Genomic DNA, 23,502 nt, shown 5'->3' on the forward strand with positions numbered 1-23,502 from the left:
ATTCCCGCACGTGAAAACCCAGCTCCGCGCCCTGATCGAACAGGGACTGTCCGCCCTGCGCAACGCAGGCCTCCTGCCCGCCGACCTTGCCTCGCCCGAGTTCGTGATCGAGCGGCCGAAGGAGCGCGCGCACGGGGACTTCTCCACCAACGCGGCGATGCTGCTGGCCAAGGCCGCGCGCGGCAATCCACGCGCGCTGGCGCAGCAGCTGCTGGATGCGCTGCCGGCTTCGGATGCGATCGCCAGGGTCGAGATCGCCGGCCCCGGCTTCATCAATTTCCACCTGGCGCCGGGCGCCTGGCAGCAGCAGGTGCGCGACATCCACGCCGCCGGCACGGGCTTCGGCCGCAACGCCAGCGGCGGCGGCAAGACCGTGGGGGTGGAGTACGTGTCCGCCAACCCGACCGGCCCGCTGCACGTGGGCCACGGCCGCGCCGGCGTGATCGGCGACTGCATCGCCCGCGTGATGGCCGCCAACGGCTGGAACGTGAAGCGCGAGTTCTACTACAACGACGCCGGCGTGCAGATCAACAATCTCGCCATCTCCACGCAGGCGCGCGCCAAGGGCTTCAAGCCGGGCGACGCGCAGTGGCCGGCCGACGCCTACAACGGCGACTACATCATGGATGTCGCCGCCGCCTACCTGCGCGGCGACAGCGTGGAAGTGGACGGCCACGTCGTTACGGGCAAGAACGATGCCGACGACCTCGACGCCATCCGCGCCTTCGCGGTGGCGTACCTGCGCCGCGAGCAGAACGCCGACCTGCAGGCCTTCGGCGTGTCGTTCGACCGCTACTTCCTCGAGTCCTCGCTGTACACCGACGGCAAGGTCGAGGAAACCGTGCGCGAACTCGTCGCCAAGGGCCATACCTACGAGGAGGGCGGCGCGCTGTGGCTGCGCACCACCGACTTCGGCGACGACAAGGATCGGGTGATGCGCAAGTCCGACGGCACCTACACCTACTTCGTGCCGGACGTCGCCTACCACCTCAGCAAATGGCAACGCGGCTATCAGCGCGCGGTGACAGAGCTGGGCGCCGACCACCACGGTTCGCTGGCGCGCGTGCGCGCCGGCCTGCAGGCGCTGGACTGCGGCATCCCCGCCGGCTACCCGGACTATGTGCTGCACCAGATGGTCACGGTGATGCGCGGCGGCGAGGAAGTGAAGCTGTCCAAGCGCGCCGGCAGCTACCTGACCCTGCGCGACCTGATCGAGGAAACCAGTGCCGACGCGGTGCGCTGGTTCCTGATCGCGCGCAAGCCGGATTCGCAGCTCACCTTCGACATCGACCTGGCGCGCTCGCAGTCCAACGACAACCCGGTGTTCTACGTGCAGTACGCGCACGCACGCGTGTGCAGCCTGCTGCGCCAGGCCAAGGAGAAGGGCTACACGTACGACGCGGCAAACGGCGCCGCCTCGCTGCAGGTGCTGGACGACGCGCCGGCGCAGGAACTGATGCGCGAGCTGTCGCGCTTCCCCGAGGTGGTGGAAACCGCCGGCGCAACGCTGGAGGCGCATCTGGTTGCGCAATACCTGCGCGAACTGGCCAACGCCTTCCACGGCTGGTACCACGCCAGCCCGGTGCTGGTGGACGATGCCGCCCTGCGCGATGCGCGGCTGACCCTGGCGCTGGCCACCCGCCAGGTGCTGGGCAACGGCCTTGACCTGCTGGGCGTGTCCGCCCCGGAGAGCATGTGATGGCGGCACGACGCGGCAGATCGCAGGCGAAGCGCAATTCTTCCGGCGGCCTGCCCGGCTGGGCCTGGCTGGTGATCGGCGTGCTGCTGACGCTGCTGGCGGTGCTGCTGCTGCCGCGCTACCTCAAGTCCGACGGCGGCGACGGGTTCTTCCGGCCCAAGCCCAACCCCGACGCCCTGCCAGCCCCGGTCAGCGACGAAGGCGAAGCGATCGCCCCGGACACCGCCCCCGCCGGCGAGGCGAAGGCCGATGCCGACAAACCCAAGCCCACCCAATACGACTTCTACACCCTGCTGCCGGGCCAGGAAGTGGCGGTCAGCGATGCCGAACTGGCCGCCAGCGCCAAGGCCGAAGCCGAAGCGCAGGCCAATGCCGCCAGGCAGGCAGCCGCAGCTGCGGTAGGCAGCGGCAGCGACGCATTGCCCGCGCCGCTGGGCGAAACCCCGGTCGCGGCCACGCCTGCCCCCAGCGCTGCGCCGGCTGCCGGTGCGGAGGCTGCAGCCAGCGCCGCCGCCACCCGCTACCTCCTGCAGGCCGGCGCCTTCGGCGGGTCCGGCGACGCTGAGGCGGTCAAGGCCAAGATCGCCCTGCTGGGCCTGAACGCCCGCGTGGAGTCCGCCCAGATCAACGGCAAGACCGTCTACCGGGTGCGCATGGGGCCATATGGCAGCGCTTCCGAATTGGCCGACGCCAAAGCCAAGCTGGCCAGTGGCGGCCTGCCGGCGATGGCGGTCAAGACCCACTGAGTCGCGCCGCCTGCGGCCTTAGAATGCGGGGATGGAAACCATGCCCCGCACCGCCCTCATCACCGGCGCCACCGCCGGCTTCGGCCGCGCCGCCGCGCGGAAATTCATCGCCGCCGGCTGGCAGGTCATCGCCACCGGCCGTCGCAGCGACCGCCTTGACGCCCTGCGCGCCGAACTCGGCGACGCCCTGCACCCCGCCTGCTTCGACATCCGCGACGAAGCCGCCATGCGCGCCGCGCTGGACGCGCTGCCGGAGCGCTTCCGCGGCATCGACCTGCTGGTCAACAACGCCGGCTTGGCGCAGGGCACCAAGCCGGCGCAAGACGCGCAGCTGTCGGACTGGAAGACCATGATCGACACCAACGTCACCGCGCTGGTGACGCTGACCCACGCCCTGCTGCCCACGCTGATCGCGCGCAAGGGCGCCGTCGTCAACATCAGCTCCACCGCCGCCACCTACCCCTACACCGGCGGCAATGCCTACGGCGGCACCAAGGCCTTCGTCAGCCAGTTCTCGCTGGGCCTGCGCGCCGACCTGCACGGCACCGGCGTGCGCGTGACCACGATTGAACCGGGCATGGCCGAAACCGAATTCACCGTGGTCCGCACCCACGGCGATCAAGCCGCTTCCGACAAGCTCTACGGCGGCGCCAACCCGATGACCGCCGAAGACATCGCCGACACCATCTTCTGGGTCGCCAGCCAGCCGGCGCACCTGAACATCAACCGGATCGAGCTGATGCCCACCTCGCAGTCGTTCGCCGGCTTCCAGGTGCATCGCGACACCTGATCCAGAATCTGGCCATTCAGGCTATTTTTCCCAAAAAGGGTATATTTCCTCCAAGCACCCTTGGAGACAGCACCATGGCCGCAACCATCCTGAAGCCGATGGATGACCTGCCGCACACCCCCGCTTCCGACGTGAAGAAGCTGGGCTGGCGCGGGGTGATGCAGGTGGTGGCCCGCAACGGCAGGATGGTGGTGACCAACCACAACAAGCCGGAAGCGGTGATCCTGCCGGTGGAGGAATACAACCGCCTGCTGGCGCTGCTGCGCGAAGCCGGCGAGAAAGACCGCCTGCTGCTGGAAGACCTGCGGCGCAGGTTCGACGAGCGCCTGGCCTGCCTCGATGCGCCGGGGGCGGGCGACACGCTGCGCGGCATCCTGCGCAAACCGCTGAAGCTGGAAGGCCGCGTCATCGCCGGAGAAACCTGCTGACATGCCGGCGGCGCGTCCGCTGCTGTTCGTGCTTGCCGGGGTCAACGGCGCCGGCAAGAGCTCGATCGGCGGCGCAGCGCTGAGGCATGCCGGCATGGACTGGTTCAATCCGGATACCTTCACCCGCCAGCTGATGGAGGCCACCGGCAGCCCGCTGGCCGATGCCAATGCGGCGGCGTGGCAGGAAGGGCTGCGCAGGCTGGAAGCCGCCATCGCCGATGGCCGCGACTACGCTTTCGAAACCACGCTGGGCGGCAACACCATCGCCGCAAAACTGCGCGAAGCCGTGCAGACCCATGATGTCGCCATGTGGTTCTGCGGACTGGATTCGCCCGAGCACCATGTCGCCCGCGTGCGCTATCGCGTCAGCCGGGGCGGGCACGACATTCCCGAAGCGAAGATCCACGAACGCTACATCGCATCGCAGGCCAACCTCGTCGCGCTGCTGCCGTACCTTGCGCAGCTTCAGGTCTACGACAACAGCCTTGATGCCGCCGCCGGCGCCCCCCTCGGCGACCCGCGCCTGCTGTTGCAGATGGAAGCCGCGCGGATCACCTGGCCTGCCGATGCCGGCGTCCTCAGGCAGACGCCCGACTGGGCCAAACCGATCCTGGAGGCGGCGCTGCGGCTGCAGACGCGGCAGCCTTAAGCCATCGCAGGCAGGACCGAACTCCCCCGCGCCAACACCACGCCACGCAGCCGCAAGAACGGCCGCTCCACCGCGTAGTACAGCAGTGCCGCCGCGGCCAGAGACGCCGCGCCATAGAGCAGCCACGCAACGACGCCGCGGCCTTCCAGCCAGCTGCCCCAATGCGCCTGCACCACCGCGTACATCGGCTTGTGGACCAGGTAGAGGCTGTAGGAGATCGCCGCGATCCAGCCGGCGCCGGGCAGGGCGCGCGCGCCCAGCACGCCACGCGCCTGCGCGCCGGCAAACACCAGCAGCGCCAGCCCCAGCGACAGCACCGGCCAGCCGATGCTGTTGCCAAGCAGGCCAACGCGGTCGCGGAACAGCCAGAACGCCAGCGCCATCACCACCACGCCGGCCAGCGCGAACAGGTTGGCGTGCTGCGCGGCGCGCGCCCACGAAGCAGGGCGATACACCTGCCACGCCGCCAGCATCACCCCCATCAGCAGGCCGTCGAGGCGGTTCCAGGTGGGGTAGTAGATGTCTTCGACAAACCACGGGCGCTGTGGCCGGGTGGCGTCATCGTGCAGCCAGATGCCGCTGCGCAGGGCGATGCCGCCGAGCAGCACGGCGATGCACACGGCCCAGAATTTCGCCGGCGACGGCTTGCGCGCCAGCAGCAGCGCCAGCGCCGGGAACAGCAGATAGAAATGTTCTTCGACGCACAGCGACCACGCGTGCGAGAACGCGGCGTTGGCGGCGTAGTCGATGTCGAGGTTGACGAAGAACAGCGCGAACTTCCACCACGGCTCCATCCCTGGCGCCTCGCGGAAGCCCGGCCACAGCAGGTAGACCGCCAGTACTGCCCAGAACGCCGGCAGGATGCGGAACGCGCGCTTGAGGTAGAACGCGCGCAGCGACGGCGATTCCCCGCGCGCCAGCGGACGCAGCAGCTGGCCGCCGATCAGGTAGCCGCTGAGCACGAAGAACAGGTCCACGCCCATCCAGCCGTAGCGCGAAAGCCACGACCAGTCCGGCCCCAGCCCGCCGACGATGAAGCTGTGGAACTGCAGCGTCCACAGCACCGCCACGGCGCGCAGCAGATCCAGGCCGGGCAGCCGCGCTGCCGGCGCAGCAACGCCGCTCACTGCGGCGTGTCGTCGAGATAGGTGTAGGCGGTCAGGCCCGCTTCCAGCGCGGCCTTCAGGCGCTCGCTCTCGTCGGCGGGCAGATGGGCGGCATCGACCTTGGCGGCGTATTCGCGGCGCAGGTCGGCCAGCTTGTAGCCGACGTAGTCCAGCATCACGTCGGTGGTGTCGCCGCGGCGCTGCTGGACGATGGCGAAGCCCTCGCCACTGACCTTCACCTCGATGGCATCGGTGTCGCCGAACAGGTTGTGGATGTCGCCGAGGATTTCCTGATAGGCGCCGACGAGGAAGAAGCCAAGGCGGTAGTTCTCGCCTTTGCGCAGCTCGTGCAGCGGCAGCGAGGAGTCGAGGTCCTCGTTCTCCACGTAGGTGTCGATCTTGCCGTCGGAGTCGCAGGTCAGGTCGGCGATGATGCCGCGCCGGGTCGGTGCTTCGTCGAGACGCTCGATCGGCACGATCGGGAACACCTGGTCGATCGCCCACACGTCCGGCATCGACTCGAACACGCTGAAGTTGACGAAGTACTTGTCCACCAGCCGCTCGTTGAGTTCATCGAGCAGGTCACGGTGGCTCTTCTCGTCGTAGGTCAGCCGCGCCTTCACCGCGTGGGCAATCGCGTAGAACAGGTCGTCGATGCGCGCGCGCTGCACCAGGTCCAGCTGGCCCAGGGCGTACAGGCTCAGGCCTTCCGCATGCGCCTGGGTGGCCTCGTGGAAAACCTCCACCGCCGGCCGCTGCGCCATCTCCTCGTGCAGTTCGCGCAGCTGGCGCACCGGCGTGGACTCGTCGCTGTGCGATTCCGGCACCCGGCCTTCCGGCGCGCGCTCGACCTCGCTGACGTTGGTCACCAGCACCGCGTGGTGGGCGGTCATCGCGCGCCCGCTTTCGGTCAGCAGGCGCGGCGGTACCAGCCCCTCCTCGCGACAGGCTTCGGCCAGCGGTTGAACGATGCTGGAGGCGTAGTGGTGGATGCCGTAGTTGACCGAGTTGTAGCTGCGGCTGCGCGTGCCTTCGTAGTCGATGCCCAGCCCGCCGCCGACGTCGATATGGGTGATGTGGGCACCCAGCCGCGACAGCTCGACGAAATAGCGGGTGGCCTCGCGCATGCCGGCGGCGATGTCGCGCACATTGGAAATCTGGCTGCCCATGTGGAAGTGCAGCAGCTGCAGGCAGTCGCCCATGCCGGCATCGCGCAGTTCCTTCCACAGGGTCAGCAGCTGGCGCGGATCGAGACCGAACTTGGCCTTGTCGCCGCCGCTGTTCTGCCACTTGCCGGCGCCCAGCGAGGCCAGCCGCATGCGCACGCCCAGGCCCGGCTTGACCCCGAGCGCCGCCGCTTCCTCCAGCGCGATCTTCAGCTCGGAGGGCTTTTCGATGACGATGAACGTCTGCAGGCCGAGCTTGCGCCCGATCAGCGCCAGCCGGATGTACTCACGGTCCTTGTAACCATTGCAGATGATGGTGCCGCCGGCGCGCGACAGCGCCAGCACCGCCATCAGCTCCGGCTTGCTGCCCGCTTCCAGGCCGAAGCCCTCACCGTGGTGCATGGCCAGCGTGCCGGCCACGCCGGCGTGCTGGTTGACCTTGATCGGATAGACCGCGGTGTAGCCGCCGCTGTAGTCCCAGTCCTGCCGCGCCTGCGCGAACGCGGCCTGCAGCTTGTGCAGGCGATGGCCGAGGATGTCCGGGAAGCGCACCAGCACCGGCAGGTTGCCGCCGTCCGCCAACGAGGCATCGATGACCTCGGGCAGCGCGATCGCCGGGCCGGACGCGCCCTGCGGACGCACGATCACCCGGCCCTGCGCATCGACGTCGAAATAGCCGTCGGCCCAATGCGGGATCGAATAGGTCTTGCGGGCAAGGTCGGTGGACCAGTGGGACATCGCGGCAACTCCGGAAAACAGGCGCGCATTGTAGGGCCGCGCCCGTCCTGCTGCGGTGACACCGCCGGGCTGCCGCCGCCCGGGCGCGCCCGGCAGGCCGCCACGACATCGCAGGAAACTCCTTTCGCTACAATGCGCGGTTACCACGATTCCCCGGAACCCCGCGCCATGACCGACTCCACCTGGCTGTACGAGAACTTCGACAAGGCCGGCTCGTCCATCGGCTTCCGCATCACCGGCAAACTGGACGAAGTGCAGTCGCCGTTCCAGAAGATCGAGATCTTTGAATCGACCGACTGGGGCAACGTCATGCTGATCGACGGCGCGATGATGCTGACCAGCCGCGACAACTTCCTCTACCACGAGATGATGTCGCACCCGGCGCTGTTCACCCACGCCAGCCCGAAGCGCGTGGTCATCATCGGCGGCGGCGATTGCGGCACCCTGCGCGAAGTGCTGCGCCACCCGGGCGTCGAGAAGGCGACCCAGTGCGACATCGACGAGCAGGTCACGCGGATGGCGGAGAAGTATTTCCCGGAGCTGTGCGAGTCCAACCATGATCCGCGCGCCGAGCTGCTGTTCGACGACGGCATCGCCTACATGGCCAACTGCGCGCCCGGCAGCGTGGACATCGTGATCGTGGATTCCACCGATCCGGTCGGCCCGGCCGAAGGCCTGTTCAACCAGGCCTTCTTCGAAAGCTGCCACCGCGCGCTCAAGGACGACGGCATCCTGGTGCAGCAGAGCGAATCGCCGCTGGTGCTGCTGGACCTCATCCGCGAGATGCGCACGGAGATGGGCAAGGCCGGCTTCGCCAGCTTCCAGACCCTGCCATTCCCGCAGCCCTGCTATCCCACCGGCTGGTGGAGCTGCACCATGGCGAAGAAGGCCGCCGGCGCCGATTTCGGTTTCCGTGAGGCCGACGCCCGCGGCAAGGGCTTCGCCACGCTCTATTACACCGCCGACATCCACAAGGGCGCGCAGAGTCTGCCGCCATTTGTGACGGCCGCCCTGAAAGCCTGACCCGCCGGGGGCAGCTCCCCCACTGCCGCCGGAAAACCGCATACCATCGAGCTGTCGCAACACGGCGGCGCTGGCGTGCAGGAGCCCGGATGGAAATGACCCGGTTGCTGCGAAAGACAAGCCTGCTGCTGGCACTCGTGCTGGCGGCCAGCTCGGGTGTGGCCGCCGAACCCGCCACCCAATCCACCGCCACGAGCGTCGCGACGGCGTCGGCCCAGCCGTCGGCAGCCCGCTTCGACGCCGTGTTCGCCGAGGTCATCGGTCCAGGCTCCATGGACATGACCTGGGAGGACTACGAGGCCCGCCTGCAGCAACTGCGCGTGCTGCTGCCGCAGGGGGATCGCAAGCGCGAGGTGCAATTCCGTTCGGTGTACTGCACCAGCGAGCGCTGGAAGGACCCGAAGCAGGGGCTGGCCTATGCCGACGAGGCCCAGCGCCGCGCCCAGGCGGCGGGCGACCTGGCCTCAAGGGGACGCGCGCAGTACTGCCGGATCGGCTATGTGCAGGAGCTTGAAGGTGCCGGGCAGGCCTTGCTGGAAGCCGACCGCATGGTAAGCATGCTGGAGAATTCGTCGGAGTCGCAGCTGCTCGGTGAAGCATTGACCGAGCGCGGCTCGCTGCTTTCCCAGCAGGGCGAGCAGGCCAAGGCCCTGCTGGATTTCCAGCGCGCCCGCGCCAGCTTCCGCCAAGCCGGGATCGACCACGAGATCGACTCGCTGATGCTGTGGATCGCGATCACCTATCGCCGCATTGGCGATTGGACGCAGGCCGAACGCTATTTCACCCACTCTGTGGAGAGGATGCAGGACAAGCAGGACTGGGATCGGGTGATCACCGACCTGGTGCAGCTCGGCTACCTGTACGACGAGTCGGGCAATCCGCAGAAGGCGAAGGCTTCTTTTGCGCGCGCGATCGAGGTTGCCCTTGCCCACAAGGAGCCCCTGAGCGCCGCCAATGCACGCGTAGGCCTGGCCGCCGCGCAGGTGTCACTGGGCGAGCACGACGCCGCCCTGGCCAGCCTGGCGCAGGCACGTGCTGCCTTCGAGGCGGAAAGTCGCCATGGCAACGACGACATGCTGCTGCTGCTGACCGGTCAGGCGCTTGCCGGCAAGGGCCAGCACCTGGAGGCGATGGACCGCTACGCGCAGGCGCTGCCCTTGATCGAGAAGGACGGCAACCAGCGCTACCTTGCCCTGCTCTACCAGGCGCGCGCCGCCAGCCAGGAGGCGCTGGGGAACGCCGGGCAGGCGCTGGCCGACTACAAGCGCTACTCGACGCTGCAGACCTCCCTGCAAGGCAAGATGCGGCTGGAGCAGAGCCGGCTGCTGGAATACGAATACGAGATCCGCAAGCGCGAGTTCGAGAACCACCGGCTGCGCGCCGAGGCCAACACCCGCAAGGCGCAGCTGAAGGCGCTCGAGCGGGTGCGCGGCTGGCAGACTCTGGCCCTGCTGCTGGGCGTGCTGCTGGCGGTGCTGACGGCACTGGCGCTGCGCCAGCGCCAGCGCACGCGCCGCCTGCGCACGCTGGCGATGACGGACCCGCTGACCGAGGTGGCCAGCCGCCGCGCCATCGAGAAGAACGTCGAGCAGGCGCTGGCCGAAGCTGCGCGGACGCAGAAGCCGCTGACGGTGCTGCTGCTGGACCTGGATCATTTCAAGACGATCAACGACCGCTACGGCCATGCCGCGGGCGATGCCGTGCTGCGCGCCACCACCGTGGCCTGGCAGGCGCAGTTGCGCGGGCGCGACCTGCTGGGACGGATCGGCGGCGAGGAATTCGTGGTGGTCTGCGTGGACGCCAACCGCGAGCAGGCGCTGATGATCGCTGACCGACTGCTGGATGCCACACGTACCCTGCAGCTGCCGGACATCGATCCGGCGCTGCACGTCCGCACCAGTATCGGCGTTGCCGAAGCGCTCCCCGACGACACCCGCGAATCCCTGTTTGCGCGCGCCGATGCGGCGCTCTATCGCGCCAAGCACGAAGGCCGCGACCGGGTGGAAGAGTAGCGTCGGCTACAGCGCGTCGCCGTCCAGTTCACCGGTGCGGATGCGCACCACCTGCTCCAGATCCCAGACGAAGATCTTGCCGTCGCCGATCTTGCCGGTGCCGGCCGTCTTGATGATCGCTTCGGTCACCGCTTCCACGCGGTCGTCGGTGACGGCGATTTCCAGCTTGATCTTGGGCAGGAAATCCACCACGTATTCGGCGCCGCGATACAGCTCGGTATGGCCCTTCTGGCGCCCGAACCCCTTCACCTCGGTAGCGGTGATGCCGGCCACGCCGACCTCCGCCAGCGCTTCGCGCACATCGTCGAGCTTGAACGGCTTGATCACCGCCATCACCATTTTCATCATCGGTTCTCCTGCCTGATGTGATGAGCATATCGCGGGCGATGCGGGCATACTTGCACCCGCAGGATCGGACTTTCCCCACCCCGCTCCGGGCCCCGCACCGACGGCGCGCGCACATCCTCCCGCGCATGCTGGCGACACCCTGCAGGAGGCCCCTCCGATGACATCCGCACGCATGATCGACCTGGCCCAACTCGACGAACTTGCCCGCCGCCTCAGCAGCCTGGTCCCGCCGGGCCTGCGCGATGGCCGCGAGGAGCTGCAGCAGAATTTCAAATCGGTGCTGCAGGCCGGGCTGGGCAAGCTGGACCTGGTGACCCGCGAGGAATTCGACGTGCAGCGCGCGGTGCTGGCGCGCACGCGCGACAAGCTGGAAGCGCTGGAGCGCCAGCTGGCCGAACTGGCCGAGGCCGGCGACCGCACCGACGCCGCGCGCCACTGAGGGCCGCCACCATGAGTCTTGCGATCGTGCACAGCCGTGCGCGGGTGGGCGTGCGTGCGCCCGAAGTGCGGGTGGAGGTGCACCTGGCCGGCGGGCTGCCGTCGATGTCCATCGTCGGCCTGCCGGAAGCAGCGGTGCGCGAAGCCAAGGATCGGGTGCGCGCGGCGATCCAGTGCGGGCAGTTCGAATTCCCCGCCCGCCGCATCACCGTCAACCTCGCCCCCGCCGACCTGCCGAAGGACGGCGGCCGCTACGACCTTGCCATCGCCCTGGGCATCCTGGCCGCCAGCGGCCAGCTGTCGGTGGAAGCGCTGGACGGCTGGGAATTCATCGCCGAGCTGGCGCTGACCGGCGAACTGCGCCCCGTCGATGGTGCGCTCGCCGCCGCGATGGCCACCGGCAACAGCGGGCGGCGCCTGCTGGTGGCCCCGGGCAACGGCGAAGAGGCCGCATTGGCAGCCGCCAGCGTGGAAGTGCGCACCGCGCGCACTTTGCTGGAAGTCTGCGCCGCGCTGGACGGCCGCAAGACGCTGCCGCTGGCCATTCCGCGCGCCTGCGCGGAAACCCCGATGCCGGACCTGGCCGACGTGCGCGGGCAGGCGCAGGCGCGGCGCGCGCTGGAGATCGCGGCAGCCGGCGCCCATCACCTGCTGCTGGTGGGTCCACCCGGCAGCGGCAAGACCCTGTTGGCATCGCGACTGGGCGGCATCCTGCCGGAACCCAGCGATGCCGAAGCGCTGGAAGCCGCCAGCATCGCGTCCGCCAGCGGTCGCGGGCTGGACCTGACGCGCTGGCGGCAGCGGCCGTTCCGCGCCCCGCACCACACCGCCAGCGCGGTCGCGCTGGTCGGCTGTCAATTCCCAAAGAGTCGGCGACTACACAATAGTGACTGCGACTGGTGTGTCGCTGGCCTTACTAGCAACTTCACATTCATTAGCTGGGCAACCAATGCGAGGGTCGCAACCGCGTCGGATCGATGGTATCGGGAGCCCAACAGGGTCGCAGGGACTGAGACGAAGTGGCCCCATTCTCACTCGCACAGATCGTGCTCTGCCGGAAATTGAAGAGCTCTCACCACGGAACTCTCGCCCACGATGTTTGCCGAGGCTACTCTACGTAAAAAAAACTGGACCTTGCTGCGCTAAAGCGGTAAGGTCCAGCGAACACGAGATGGATCTTGAAGCCCAAAAGCGTGAGATCCAATAGGCAAGGTCGGTGGTCAGATGAAAGTTGTTTCGCTCTTCAGCGGCGCCATGGGGCTCGACTTGGGAATGGAGGCGGCAGGCCACGAGGTCGTTGTCGCCGTGGAAACCGACAAGACCGCGGTTGCGACGATTCGTCTTAACCGCCCCGATCTACCGGTGATCGCTCGTCCCATCGAGAAGGTTAAGACCTCCGAAATCCTTGCTGCAGCAGGATTAAAGGCGGGCGACGAGTTCATCGTAGTTGGGGGACCATGCTGCCAGGCATTCAGCACGGTTGGCAAACGCGCATCTCTTGGTGACCCCCGAGGAAACCTGTTCCTTGAATTCGTAAGAGTCGTACGCCAAGCGCGCCCCACCTTCTTTCTAATGGAAAACGTGCGGGGCCTATTGTCGGCTGCCGAGCGTCATCGCCCCTTGAAGTTCAGAGGCCCTGGTCATCCCCCTCTGGAAGAGGACGAACTGCTGGGGTCGGCCTTCGCCAGAGTAGTGGACGAGCTACGCAAGCTGGGCTACTACACTATCTTCGACGTCTTGAACGCAGCCGACTATGGCACCCCTCAGAAGCGCGAGCGCTTCATCGCCATGGGCTCCCGTGATGGGCATCCGGTGGCAATGCCGATCAAGACCCATAGTGAGGACTGTTCCAATGGCCTCTCATCTTGGGTCACAGTCCGGCAAGCCTTGAGCCGCGCCCCAGCGACCGAACCACCTTTGCACGAGCCGCTCAACGCGATCCAACAACGATTCCTGCCCTTGATTCCAGCGGGCGGCGATTGGCGCAATCTTCCAGCGAAGTTGCAGCGCGAAGCGATGGGAAAAGCGCTGGACTCTTGGGGCGGCCGAACAGGTTTCCTTCGCCGCCTATCGTGGGATCGGCCCGCACCATCCCTTGTCACGAATCCTGCAGCCCGCGCGACCCTGCTGGGGCATCCGACGGAAAACCGCACCCTGAGCACGTTTGAATATGCCAGGATCCAAGAATTCCCCCTATGCTGGAAGTTTGCTGGATCCTTAGGCGCGACTTACCGGCAGATCGGCAACGCAGTCCCAGTTGGATTAGGTCGCGCTCTCGGCGAAGCACTTGATAAATCACGAAAATCAAGAGACCGAGTAGACGAACGAGGAGTGTTCTGCTTTAACGACGGCCTTCTGCAAAGACTCATGCGACGCCCCACTACATTGCTCAATCCGGCCAAACATCGACGCCTACACGGCGTGGATGATTCATCCCATTGGGAGAACAATGGCCACAGCAACCGCGGCTCCCTCTTGAAAAAAATCAATACACCGATTCGAAAACGGATTCAGACTCGTCACGCAACAGGGCAGGCCAAATCGGCCAAGACCCGGCTAGGCACCCGAGGGCCCGAGGGAGCACACCGGACAGCGAGCGCGAGGACTCGCTCATCCTGAGCCAAGACGTGCAGCGTCGATCGTGAATGCGCGCTGGCGAGCGACAGCCTGCGAATCGCATCCCACCACCGCAGTGTGTCACTTGGGCGTGTAAAACCCAGTGCCAGGATCACCCCTGCGCCCGTTAGGCGATGCCAACGCACCAAAAACTCCGAATATTTCGTCAGCCTCGCAAGCGTCGCCGAGTTACCAGGGGATTCGGTGGCTTTGCCGTCGCCTATGAATACTCCGAGAGTACGAGGGTTGAACCGCGCAACGTCAGGAATCCCGAGGCCGGGGCATGGAAGAGGGATAGGCTCCAAGTAGCCGCCTAGCCGCGCAATCGCATCCAAGCTCGCTACACGGAACTCGTGCTGAGTCGAGGGTGCCACTCTAGGAACCATCCATCACTTCGACGACCTTTAGCCCAAAATGCGCCTCATTCAAGAGCGTATCCAAGGTCAGATCTTCCGGATCGCGATCACCGAGGAGCTCTCGAGAGCGCCGCGCCTTATTGACCAAGCGCTCATATTCACCAATCTCAAGGGTTCCGGCAGCAAGGAGAATAATGTAGTCCACCGGATGCTGCTGACCGCGTCGATGTATGCGATCGAGGCTCTGAAAGTACGCCGCCGCCTGAATCGGCAGGGACTCATAGATCGCAACCTTAGCCCGATGTAACGTAATGCCCGCGCCGGCAGCGGCAGGATTGCCAATGAACAGCTTGGTGGTGTCGTCCCCTTGGAACCGAGTAATTGCCTCACGGCGCACCCCAATATCGGACACGGCGCCATCGATGCGGACCGGATTGTATTTGGCGTAGCGATCCATCAAGTCGTCGATCGCGCGAGTGTACGAAGTCCAAAGAACGACTTTTTCAGTTTTTTGCTCAATTAAGTCGACCAACAAAGAGTCTAGGATCTGACGCTTAGCAGGAACCTCCGCAAACCCATCCGAGACGCCAGACGGATCAGTGCAAATCCGCAGCAATCGAGCCCGTCTTGCGAGAAAGCTGATGCGATCCTTGCTGAAGGATTCCGCGTCTGCATGCTCAAGATCGGTGACATATTCGCGCAGCATGCTGACATAAAGCGATTGCTGGCTTGGAGTAAGCGGAACCAAAGTTCGATGAAACGTCTTTCCGGGCAAGTCGGGCAGCACATCAATCTTTAGTCGGCGCAAGTAGACGCCCCGCGCTTCGATTGTCGCAGCGATTACCTCTTTAGCCTGCTCAAGGTCATCCGGCACCTTCACCCCCGCGAAAGTGATCCCGCCGTCTGCAATGTTGAACTGTTCAACGATATCACCTGGTGCGTTTGGCGCAGGGGTTCCGCATAGCACAAGACATCGCCGAGCATTCTCCCGTAGGCGCCGGATGGCCCCCGTACGAATGGCCTCCGGGTTTTTGACGTGAAAGCTTTCGTCCACCACAAGCAAACCACCACCTACCCTCATCTTCAGAAGGCTGCGAAGAGCGGCTTCCTCAGTGATGGCAGTCTCGAAGTTGGCGACGTAGAGGTCGGCATCGGCTTGGATAGCGGCCCGACGTTGCTTGGGCGTCCCGGACACCAAGTTAACCCGATACTGCCCAGGGAAAAACCGCTGTATATCTCGCTCCCATTCCGTCAGCATGTTCTTCGGCGCAAATATCAACGCCCGCCGCACGAGCCCCCGTTGACGCATCGCGTGGAACGCGGCAATGCCCTCCAACGTCTTGCCAAGGCCTTGCTCGTCAAATAAACACAGGCCTGAAACAATCGGATCTGAAGCAGCGGCCACCGCAACTACTTGGTGAGGATCCAGCAGGCCCGGAGGCACGATTTTCTCAAGCGCCTCCTGGGCCGACACCAAGTCGCTGTCGAACCAACCCACCCGGGCCTTAGCAAGCCTGTGTTGCTCGAGCACTTGCCGCTGCTTGTCCATGGCGGAGCTGGTCTCAGGATCCATCGTCCACGCCCACGCTTCCAAGGAAGGCATAACCACGGAAAGCTGTGCGAGCGGCACCGTCAGCCTAGACGGATTGTGCCCCGCGATCGGCGTGCAGCCAGCGGCGATCAATGCAACCTCTAGCTCTGCGAGTTGCCGCACCCGCTCGGCCGTCAAGACGGCCGTGGTGCGCCCGTTGAGCACAACTTGCACGGCGGCCGCCATCTTTATGCTTCCGCCTCGGCCGACGCGCTCCCCAGCAGCCCGGATAGCATTTGGGTCACGTCCGAGAGAATGATCCGCAAACTGCCGAGGCTGTCCGAATCGAGCTGCCGAAAGTCCTCGCGCTTGAAGGAATCGAGCCACTGTGCAAACTGCTTGATTTTCTCGTTAGCTGCCTCCTTGTCCTTGATCATCAGAGGATCGTTCGCGATGACTGTACGAATCGCACGCTTCACAGCATCAACGTCGTCAGGCGTGTTCGCCTGCCGTCTGGCAACCGGATCAGCCAGAATCTTCGGCACGTTCCGCACGTCGGGGAAAGCCTGGAACTTGCCATCCCATAGCCACTCGAAGACCTCGTACTGAGCGTCCACATCGTCCCTGATGGCCCCCCATACGCCCGCCTTCGTCAGTTCGTCGAAATACTCAAACTTCTCCTGAATCTTGAGCTCGACCTCGACCTCATCGCGTTCGCGCTCGTTTTCGCAGTAACTCTTAAAACGCTGCGCAAGGTCGAACATTTTGATCCAGCGATCGGCTCGACGGGCAGAGCCGAGGCCATAGTCGCGGGCTACCTGATCCTTCGCCCTGCGCTGCTGCGTCGGACTGTTGTCGTTGGCTACTAGCCAGTTATAGCTCTGGTGCACTTCCGACGCCTTCACATAAGACGGCCACGGAATGTGATCTTTCTCGATGAAATTGAGCTCGGTCAGAATCTTGTGCTCGGTTTGCTTATCCAACTCCGGATCACCCGACGCCTCGTAAACGTAAGCCGGGAGCCATTGCCCGCTTTTGCGAGCACTCTGATAAGCTTCATTTCGCATCAGATGCTTGGTAGCGAAGAAGCGCCGGTTCCCGTCCCACAGCACGGTTTTTCCGTCGCTACGAACGTGGATGACCACCGGCTCTTGGATCTGATTACGAACGATGTTCTGAGCCAAGCGATCCAAGTGAAACGGCTTTTTGGCTTCGGCAGACTCCTCCTCGTCCGCCTCAATCATGATGTCGTAGATATCGTCGGTGGTCGGCAACAGCAAAGAATCACTATTCCGCGACTGCCAGCGGCGCAAGTAGTGCTTCAGCCGGGTGTTCTCCACCCATCCGTCGACATCGTCAACATGCACTTTGCCCGCCCAGAGCGAGACATCGCGGCCGTGGTAGCGACGGACTGTTTTTCGGGGGTGATTCTCCTTGTCATCTTTGGCCACTTCTTGCACGTAGCGATCCAGGATGCTGGGCCACGGGTTTGCGGGGTTGGTCACGTTGCGCGCTCCTCTAGGTTTTACTCACTAGTGCGCGCGTGTGACAAATCAAGCAGATGTTGCCAGGCATGCGCGCCTTTACTTACCCACTAGTGCGCGCGTGTGACAGCCAGTCCTAGCCGTCTTGGCCGAGGCTCGGCCGATCTACGAATATTGACTCAGCATCCCTAGGTCTTAACTCAACGCCAAGCTCCTCGACGACCCCAGGAATTGTCTTGCGCAGCCTCTCTAGGGCGCGGTGCTTGTTCTGTCGGAACGCGCTTGCCGACATCCCTAACTCCGCGCACGCCTCCTGTGCTGAGGTTTCCTGGTGGCTGAACTCGGGTAGCAGCATGAACTCGGCAACTCGACGTAGGGCGAGAGGCAGTCGTGTGATAGCTACAGCCAGCACTTCCTGGATCCAATCCCGATCCTCCGGAAGTGTGTCCTGCTCGGTTAGCTCTTCGAACCAGATGGTAGCCACGTCACTCTCGATCGATACCAACTCCTCATAGCCAGATGGACGTACTTCGTCCTGCTCGAGCGGCCCTGCCCGATTGACGCTCAAGAGCCGCTGCATAACTAATGCACGCCGTTTCACCGTGCCCCAAAGATATGCGTATGGCTCTACCACGTCAGTTGCCGCCCCATTCCACTTCTTGAACAAGACTTCCAATGCATCCCCAATGCAGTCGTCGACCTGGTCGAAACCCAAGCCATACTCGCGCGCTAGATACTGCCGGGCGCGCTCATCAAAAGCATCGCTCGCTAACGCGAACAACTCCGCCGTACTGGTGCGATCGCGTCCATTCCATAGCGTACGCATAGCGGACGCCAGAAGCGCCGGTCGACTCGGCCTCTTATCCAACTTGCTATCGCCAGCCGAATCATCATCGTGCATGCCTTCACCCCCTTAGCTTCCGCCCACTCCGACTCAGCCGAAAGTGCATGACGACTGAGACGAGTTGCCCCCTCCAAGTCGATTACACGCCACATGGGAATGATCCGGCAATAGCTGCGGTTCGCGTTCCTCTTGAACTTCAGCTAGTCGCTTGCTGCACCTCGCGGTAGGTCGGATGAGCTTCTACCTCACAGACGACACTGAGTGATCTTCCGGCATTGGTCTGCGGAATCTTCGGAAATTTCGTCTTCCGAAGGAAAACTCCTACCCAATGCCAAGGCTTAGCCCGATGACATCAGAACGCAAATTTCTCAATCCTGCGACCTCCCAACTCGTGAGGACTCCCCAATGACAGTCGAAGCCTTGCTCGATGCTCTCCATGCCGCCACCGCAACTGGCGACGCAGAGGCCACATGGATGCTACGAATCCTGCTGGCATGGGGGGGGTACGGCCGAACCGCGATTCGGTGACAGCGTCGAACTTAGAGGCCTGTATGCCTTAGGTTCATGAATGATCTACCGTCTAAATCTTCTCCAATCACAGAGGCTGCTGAGGACGGCATCAGATGTGTCTTTAAGTGCCGATAACGCTTCCGTCATATCCAGGCGTTTGTGCATGTACCAGAAGCAAACTTTCCTCATCGAGCGCCATGAGGCGGCGTGAGTACAGCTAGCAGGCACCGCCGCGTGCAGCCACCCAAGGTTCCGCGACTAGTCGAATTGGCCCGGCATGGAGCTGGCACTTTCCGGTTGAACTGGGTGGGCTCCTTATGCTCGTCAAAGGCCACCGCACCTTTCAGTTACCTGGTCGATGCTCAGTTCGTGGAAGCCGGTTCGCGCAACCCGAGCGTCATAACGGTGAGCTTGCCCATCGGATGCCTGCCTTACTTGACGGCCACGACTCTTTGGAGAGACGGAGCGCTCGCCGGCTTTCACCCGACCGAGAGCGGCGAGTTCCATGTGGACATGGATAGCTTCGATGCGACGCAGCAGCGCGCCCGAAACCCCTACGATCTATTGCCACCATGGATCTATCCGCTTCATAGGATGTCCGGACCTTCATGGTGCAGGGTTTACCGAACACGCCAGGGCATCGAACTAATCGTCCCTAACTGGGAGATTATCCGCAACTGGTACTTGTTCGACAGTAGGATCATCCCCAGTGTGCTGGCCGGCGCGATCACGCGCCCAGATACCGTGAGCGCGCGCTACGTACCGTGGCAGCCCGAGAACACCCGATTACTCCCACCTGATGGCGCCCAGATCGTCCACGCCGATCGTCTTTCGCGCGACGTGGCACTGTGTCTGGCCCGACTCATTTTGGATCCAGCGGGCAGGGAGGGTGCCGAGTACCTTCATCAAAGCATCAAGGGCAATAGCCAGCGCCCACTGATTCAGCTCCCACCGGTCAAGCCACCGTTTCGCTGCCTTTCCCGCTGGAACATCGACTACGTTCCCGTTCCGGCCCACGGCTCCGAACCCGAGCGCTTACTGGTAACTTGCCTGCGCGGCACCCAAGAGCCCATGCCATATCAGTGGATCCAGGTGTCCTCTGCCACGGATTTTCGCCAAGGCCCCCACTCCAACAGCGAACTCCCTCGCGTCCACCGCAACACGACCCGGATCATCCTTCCAGAAGAGGACGCCTTGGATCTGTATGGCGATGGCCATGATGGGTCACTCGAGAGCGCTCCTGCCATAGCCCTGTTCTTCGGAAACAGCGCGCTCAACGTCGAAGTCAGGCCACCACCCGACAAGACCGAACAGCACTACCGCGGTGGGCATGACGACAAACCACCGGTGCCCATCCAAGGCGCGTCGGTCGATGATACGGCACTCACTCAACCCGGCGTGGCACCATTAGCTAGTAGCAATGTGGCGCGCGCGGATGACCACCAGCGCACGAAGGCGCATGTGCTCGAGATCGCGCCCCTGTTTGCTGATGTCATGACAGAAGTAGCGGCTCATCCGGAGATCGGCACTTACTGGAAGGGTGACTTTCCATTCGGCACCGGCACTGTGCGCATGCATAATTCCAAGCGCGGCACTAAGCGAGGGTTCGTGGTAGCGCGTCTGACCAACGAACTGCGACACATCTACTTGCTTGATGCCGAGACTCTTACCGAGAGCGAGAGCTTTCGGCTCATCCTCACGGAGCGCCGCCATGGCGGAACCCTGAGTGAGCAACACCTTCAGCAATGGCTAGGCGCCTTTCCTCACCGCCCCGGCTGCCCTTGGGAGTGCGAAACATCGCTGCGCCTTGGATTGGTGCTCGAACGAGTCAAGCATCAACCGCACCTCCTCAACCAGACACCCGAGCGTACACGGGCCCAGTTCAAAAATCGGCTGACAGAAAAGGTGCTTTCATTGATTCTTCGCTAGTTCCGTCCTACCCAAGGTCTACCCCCTCAAAGCAACATTGCCGCGAACCGGCATGTGGCCGACGCGAAGCACGACAAGCAGACATTGATCTTCAATCAACAGCAGAAGGTGCAGATAGCGGTACGATGCTCTATGCCAGCGCGGTGTTGGGCTGGCAGGGCCAAAGCTTCAAACGCAGTTGGCCCCGGGCACGTGCTATCAAGCGACCGAGGCCAAGATGCGAGCAATTGCAAAAAACGTGTGACTACGAGGAAGGACGGCCTCGACTGGCAGATTTCCGCACCGAAGCGAACAACCTAAGCGCCAGCCAATTTCCCTTCATTTGGCCCGGCTGGACCTCGCAGCACCGCCGACAAATTTTCTGCTGTCTGCGTAGTTCACGATTTGATTATTGTTGCTTTTGTTTCGAGAACGAAAATGCTCAGACAACCTAGTGTCTTGAGCTCGATATCGCGAACGGAGGTGCCCCATGGTTCACTCAGGAGAGTCGCTGGGAGGTAACGGGGAGGATGGATGCTCAGCCCGACTGATGAAACTTGCCCAGACTGTCTTTGACAATACCGAGAAAGCGAAGCGATGGATGGCGACGCCAAACTTGATCTTAGGCGCGACACCATTGGATCTACTTGGTACAGATGAGGGCGCCAAACGTGTTGAGGACGAGCTCACACGGATCGAGCACGGGGATTTCGCTTGATGTCTAAGGAGGTGTGCTGGTGCGCTACTTGGTGCTGATTTGCCAGGAGCTGGGCGGCAGCTCTTGGTCTTCGCAGATTCCCGATCTTCCAGGGTGCGTCTCGTGTGGCGATACGCGCTGCGCCGCCATGGAGTCAGTGCGCGAAGCTGCAGCGGCGTGGATTGAAGCCACTTGGTCCGCGGGACGTGCAATCCCTGCTGCGACGCGCCGCAAAGGGGACGAACTTGTAGTTCACGCTTTGGGGGATGGCTGGGAGGTTGATGCACTCGACCTAGATCTTCCTGCGCATGGCGACGATGACTTGCAGCCGATCATCCTCAGTGAGCGGGATCTGCGCAAATTTCTCTTCGCCATCGACAACCCGCCCCCTATTGATAGCCGGTTGTCGCAGGCAATGGCCGGCGGAGCTGACGGGACGACGGCCAATTGGGGCCCCAAACGGTGAATTCCTTAGCCGCTGCCGTGGATGGATGACTGCAAGTGCGTTATCGATCTATACGGTTGGCCAAGCACGCTACAAGTGACACTCACCTGACTTGAGCCAATGTTCGAACCACCCAATCAGGAGCTCTTTCGAGACGACCGAAGCGCGCTTGGTACACAGGACCACGGCGGCAAGCCGCCAGCAAACGAGCGGGCCAGTCCTCAACAGCGGTAGCCAATAACGCCAATGCTTTCGCACGCTCGTGAATGCGCCAATATTCAAAAGGCAAGCGGCTCGGAGCTCGGCACGGCACGCCCCCGCGCAGTCTTGGTGGAAGCGCATCGGCGATTCCACACCAAGTCGATTTTCCATAAAGACCACCAAGTAGCCACCGGATCCCACCGACGTACTCCAGTGCACTGATTGTCTCTCCATCGAGCACACGACACCCTCGCTGACACGCGGCAGTCAGAGCGAGCTGAAGCGCACGAGCGCGCATGGGAACAGGAGCAGAGCGAACGTAGTTCGCGAAATTGTGCCCGCATACCGGGCACGCAAGCCGCCCATGGACGGCCAAGCTGATTCGATGAAATACAAACGGAGCATCGCATCTAGGGCAGGCATCCTGTAGGGCCACCTCGTGGCGCGAGCAATGCACGTTCCACGCCATACGCCAATGCAATCGCGCGCACGCGCGCTCTTGTAGGCACTGGGCGCAGAAGGCCGAACCATGATGACGCCGCGTTCGATGGTATACCCCAACCGGCGCGAGCCATGGCAACCAACCGTTCGTGGTGCAGCTCGCGAACGCGCGGCCTTCATACCGTCGAATAGTTGCACCACGAAGACGAGAGAGCGGCTCTCCCAGGATCGCTGAGGCGCAACTCAGCAGACCACCATCTGCGCTACGGTCAATGTCGCGTGTCCAAACAGGTTGCTCCCCAAAGACGTGGCGAGCGAAAGAATGCCCAGACAGCCCGTTGCACCACGCATAGCGATGCAACCAAGAAGAGAGGATTTCGCCTCGATGGAGACGGGGGTGAGCGCACCAGCGCACGTCACCGCGCGCCATTGCTCAGCGCCCGACTGGAACGCGACGCGAACGCCGCTTGGACGGCGCGATCCACGGCAACGACCTAATTAGCTCCAGGTCGATGTGCTCGCGGCCTGCGTGCAAGGCATGATCCACGGCCATACACAGCAGATCGCGAATCTCGCCAAGTAGCCCCTCGCTCAACTCCAGAATCAATGCCGCTGTCTGCCTCTCTTGCAAGTGCGATTTCTCGCGCAATGGCAAGGTCACCTCGAAGCTCGCCAATAGCTGACGATACTCGCGATCCATGGTCCAGGTCGGCATCCACAGTGGATACAGACGATTCGTGAGCTGCTCGTCTTTACTCACGGCGACCTGCGCATCAAGCGTACCCATGGTCACAATGGGAATTTGCAGCGTATTACTCAGATGTTTGATGACGTCGATGACTACGCGCCGCCGATCATTGCGTGGCCCGAGCACGTGTTGAAATTCGTCCAGCATCAACATGCGGCAACCTACAACCGACAGGTTTGCACGCACCTGACGAGACTTCTCGCTAACAGCATCTTTGGCCTTGAACGGCTGCTTCAAGGCCATCAGGATTTCGTCGTAGAGCCGGGACTCGTCCGGATTCGGCGGCATTTCGATGCGGATGACTGGCACGCGAATCGCGTCCCCTGCCAAGTTCGGATCCCATGGGTGGCGGTCGACGAACTCGAGGCCGATTGCGGTCTTTCCGCTGTTGGAGTCGCCGAGGATCTGCAGACCAGGCATGCGATGCGTGGGGGGATGCAGCAGCAACTCTTCCAAGCGCCCAAGGATCAGGTCAGCGCGATCATAGCCAAACCATTTAGGCTTCCGCATGAATGCCATCCGCTCAGCCGTAGTGCCTACGGCGATTCGGCGCATGGCCTCATCCAGGTGATCCATGG

At 63.5% G+C, this 23,502-nt stretch carries 20 protein-coding genes and 1 pseudogene; 13 read left to right on the top strand and 8 right to left on the bottom strand.

Going from position 1 to position 23,502, the window contains the following annotated elements:
* Positions 1–10 precede the first annotated feature (10 nt).
* The 5 genes from argS (at position 11) to E5S66_RS00080 (ending at position 4,312) form a co-directional block, all read left to right on the top strand.
* A complete protein-coding gene (gene argS / locus E5S66_RS00060; RefSeq protein ID WP_138346324.1) occupies positions 11–1,699 on the top strand; it encodes an arginine--tRNA ligase in 1,689 nt (562 codons plus the stop codon).
* Positions 1,699–2,445, top strand: coding sequence for an SPOR domain-containing protein (locus tag E5S66_RS00065; protein WP_138346327.1), 747 nt, complete (start codon positions 1,699–1,701; stop codon positions 2,443–2,445). The genes argS and E5S66_RS00065 overlap by 1 nt, the downstream gene beginning before the upstream one ends.
* A 40-nt stretch (positions 2,446–2,485) precedes the next feature.
* Positions 2,486–3,235 carry an SDR family NAD(P)-dependent oxidoreductase gene (locus tag E5S66_RS00070; protein ID WP_138347748.1) on the top strand — a complete coding sequence of 250 codons (750 nt, stop codon included), beginning with the start codon at positions 2,486–2,488 and terminating at the stop codon, positions 3,233–3,235.
* Between the two features lie 74 nt (positions 3,236–3,309).
* Entirely contained in the window at positions 3,310–3,663 is a 354-nt protein-coding gene (locus E5S66_RS00075) for a type II toxin-antitoxin system prevent-host-death family antitoxin (protein WP_138346329.1), read from the top strand.
* A gap of 1 nt (position 3,664) precedes the next feature.
* Positions 3,665–4,312 (top strand): ATPase, encoded by a 648-nt coding sequence (locus E5S66_RS00080; RefSeq protein WP_138346332.1) that lies wholly within the window; start codon positions 3,665–3,667, stop codon positions 4,310–4,312.
* Here the strand turns inward: E5S66_RS00080 and E5S66_RS00085 are convergent.
* Together E5S66_RS00085 and speA are read right to left on the bottom strand one after the other, a co-directional pair.
* Positions 4,309–5,439, bottom strand: a complete 1,131-nt coding sequence (locus E5S66_RS00085) for an acyltransferase family protein (protein ID WP_425472139.1) — start codon at positions 5,437–5,439, stop codon at positions 4,309–4,311. The genes E5S66_RS00080 and E5S66_RS00085 overlap by 4 nt on opposite strands.
* The gene (speA, locus tag E5S66_RS00090; RefSeq protein WP_138346335.1) at positions 5,436–7,322 is read right to left on the bottom strand and encodes an arginine decarboxylase; all 1,887 of its coding nucleotides are present in this window, start codon (positions 7,320–7,322) and stop codon (positions 5,436–5,438) included. Before speA ends, E5S66_RS00085 begins: the two co-directional genes overlap by 4 nt.
* Positions 7,323–7,490: 168 nt before the next feature.
* Here speA and speE point away from each other — a divergent pair, with 168 nt between their 5' ends.
* Together speE and E5S66_RS00100 are read left to right on the top strand one after the other, a co-directional pair.
* On the top strand, positions 7,491–8,345 hold the full coding sequence (speE, locus tag E5S66_RS00095; RefSeq protein ID WP_138346338.1) for a polyamine aminopropyltransferase: 855 nt from the start codon (positions 7,491–7,493) through the stop codon (positions 8,343–8,345).
* 95 nt (positions 8,346–8,440) lie between these two features.
* A complete protein-coding gene (locus E5S66_RS00100; RefSeq protein WP_171033418.1) occupies positions 8,441–10,357 on the top strand; it encodes a tetratricopeptide repeat-containing diguanylate cyclase in 1,917 nt (638 codons plus the stop codon).
* Between the two features lie 6 nt (positions 10,358–10,363).
* Here the strand turns inward: E5S66_RS00100 and E5S66_RS00105 are convergent, their stop codons facing one another.
* Positions 10,364–10,702, bottom strand: a complete 339-nt coding sequence (locus E5S66_RS00105) for a P-II family nitrogen regulator (RefSeq protein WP_138346344.1) — start codon at positions 10,700–10,702, stop codon at positions 10,364–10,366.
* Between the two features lie 175 nt (positions 10,703–10,877).
* Here E5S66_RS00105 and ubiK point away from each other — a divergent pair, with 175 nt between their 5' ends.
* The 3 genes and pseudogenes from ubiK (at position 10,878) to E5S66_RS00120 (ending at position 13,762) form a co-directional block, all read left to right on the top strand.
* Positions 10,878–11,144 carry a ubiquinone biosynthesis accessory factor UbiK gene (gene ubiK / locus E5S66_RS00110; protein ID WP_138347751.1) on the top strand — a complete coding sequence of 89 codons (267 nt, stop codon included), beginning with the start codon at positions 10,878–10,880 and terminating at the stop codon, positions 11,142–11,144.
* An 11-nt stretch (positions 11,145–11,155) separates the two neighbouring features.
* Positions 11,156–11,995 (top strand): annotated as a pseudogene (locus E5S66_RS00115) (YifB family Mg chelatase-like AAA ATPase); the annotation flags it as partial.
* Between the two features lie 372 nt (positions 11,996–12,367).
* A complete protein-coding gene (locus E5S66_RS00120) occupies positions 12,368–13,762 on the top strand; it encodes a DNA cytosine methyltransferase (RefSeq protein WP_138346350.1) in 1,395 nt (464 codons plus the stop codon).
* A 372-nt stretch (positions 13,763–14,134) separates the two neighbouring features.
* Here E5S66_RS00120 and E5S66_RS00125 read toward each other — a convergent pair whose 3' ends face one another.
* From E5S66_RS00125 to E5S66_RS00135, 3 genes are all read right to left on the bottom strand, one after another.
* Complete coding sequence (locus E5S66_RS00125; RefSeq protein WP_138346352.1) at positions 14,135–15,892, bottom strand: DEAD/DEAH box helicase; 1,758 nt, start codon at positions 15,890–15,892, stop codon at positions 14,135–14,137.
* Between the two features lie 2 nt (positions 15,893–15,894).
* On the bottom strand, positions 15,895–17,151 hold the full coding sequence (locus tag E5S66_RS00130; RefSeq protein WP_138346355.1) for a hypothetical protein: 1,257 nt from the start codon (positions 17,149–17,151) through the stop codon (positions 15,895–15,897).
* A gap of 115 nt (positions 17,152–17,266) precedes the next feature.
* On the bottom strand, positions 17,267–18,031 hold the full coding sequence (locus E5S66_RS00135) for a sigma-70 RNA polymerase sigma factor region 4 domain-containing protein (RefSeq protein ID WP_138346358.1): 765 nt from the start codon (positions 18,029–18,031) through the stop codon (positions 17,267–17,269).
* A 966-nt stretch (positions 18,032–18,997) separates the two neighbouring features.
* On the opposite strand from E5S66_RS00135, the gene E5S66_RS00140 reads away from it, so the two are divergent.
* The 3 genes from E5S66_RS00140 to E5S66_RS00150 all read left to right on the top strand — a co-directional run bounded on the left by E5S66_RS00140 (position 18,998) and on the right by E5S66_RS00150 (position 21,555).
* Positions 18,998–20,413 carry a hypothetical protein gene (locus tag E5S66_RS00140; RefSeq protein ID WP_138346361.1) on the top strand — a complete coding sequence of 472 codons (1,416 nt, stop codon included), beginning with the start codon at positions 18,998–19,000 and terminating at the stop codon, positions 20,411–20,413.
* A gap of 529 nt (positions 20,414–20,942) precedes the next feature.
* On the top strand, positions 20,943–21,110 hold the full coding sequence (locus E5S66_RS13890; RefSeq protein WP_212745302.1) for an antitoxin Xre/MbcA/ParS toxin-binding domain-containing protein: 168 nt from the start codon (positions 20,943–20,945) through the stop codon (positions 21,108–21,110).
* Between the two features lie 19 nt (positions 21,111–21,129).
* Positions 21,130–21,555 carry a type II toxin-antitoxin system HicB family antitoxin gene (locus tag E5S66_RS00150; RefSeq protein ID WP_138346366.1) on the top strand — a complete coding sequence of 142 codons (426 nt, stop codon included), beginning with the start codon at positions 21,130–21,132 and terminating at the stop codon, positions 21,553–21,555.
* Between the two features lie 82 nt (positions 21,556–21,637).
* Here the strand turns inward: E5S66_RS00150 and E5S66_RS13895 are convergent, their stop codons facing one another.
* Positions 21,638–22,606, bottom strand: a complete 969-nt coding sequence (locus E5S66_RS13895) for a TniQ family protein (protein WP_138346369.1) — start codon at positions 22,604–22,606, stop codon at positions 21,638–21,640.
* Between the two features lie 3 nt (positions 22,607–22,609).
* On the bottom strand, positions 22,610–23,500 hold the full coding sequence (locus E5S66_RS00160; RefSeq protein WP_138346372.1) for a TniB family NTP-binding protein: 891 nt from the start codon (positions 23,498–23,500) through the stop codon (positions 22,610–22,612).
* Between the last annotated feature and the right edge of the window lie 2 nt (positions 23,501–23,502).

Source organism: Thermomonas fusca (assembly GCF_005862345.1).
GTDB classification, from domain to species: domain Bacteria; phylum Pseudomonadota; class Gammaproteobacteria; order Xanthomonadales; family Xanthomonadaceae; genus Thermomonas; species Thermomonas fusca.